At 66.2% G+C, this 384-nt stretch carries 1 pseudogene; it reads left to right on the forward strand.

The features are described from left to right. Positions 1–384: pseudogene (locus AC1DKQ_RS22490) on the forward strand (pyruvate dehydrogenase (acetyl-transferring), homodimeric type); the annotation flags it as partial.

Here is a 384-nt window from a genome sequence, read left to right on the forward strand (position 1 = left end):
GTGGCAGCCTTCACCGCCGCCGGAACGTCCTACGCCACCCACGGCGAACCGCTCATCCCGGTCTACGTCTTCTACTCGATGTTCGGGTTCCAGCGCACCGGCGATTCCTTCTGGGCAGCAGCCGACCAGATGACCCGCGGGTTCATCATCGGCGCMACCGCAGGCCGCACCACGCTGACCGGCGAAGGCCTGCAGCACGCGGACGGGCACTCCCCCATSCTYGCSGCSACCAACCCTGCCGTCATCACCTACGACCCGGCATACGGCTACGAGATCGGCGTCATCATGCGCGACGGTCTCAACCGGATGTACGGTCCCGGCCCGGCCGACAACGACCCGTCGCGGAACGTGATGTACTACCTCACGGTCTACAACGAGCCGATC

Source organism: Arthrobacter sp. 05L421 (assembly GCF_056397785.1).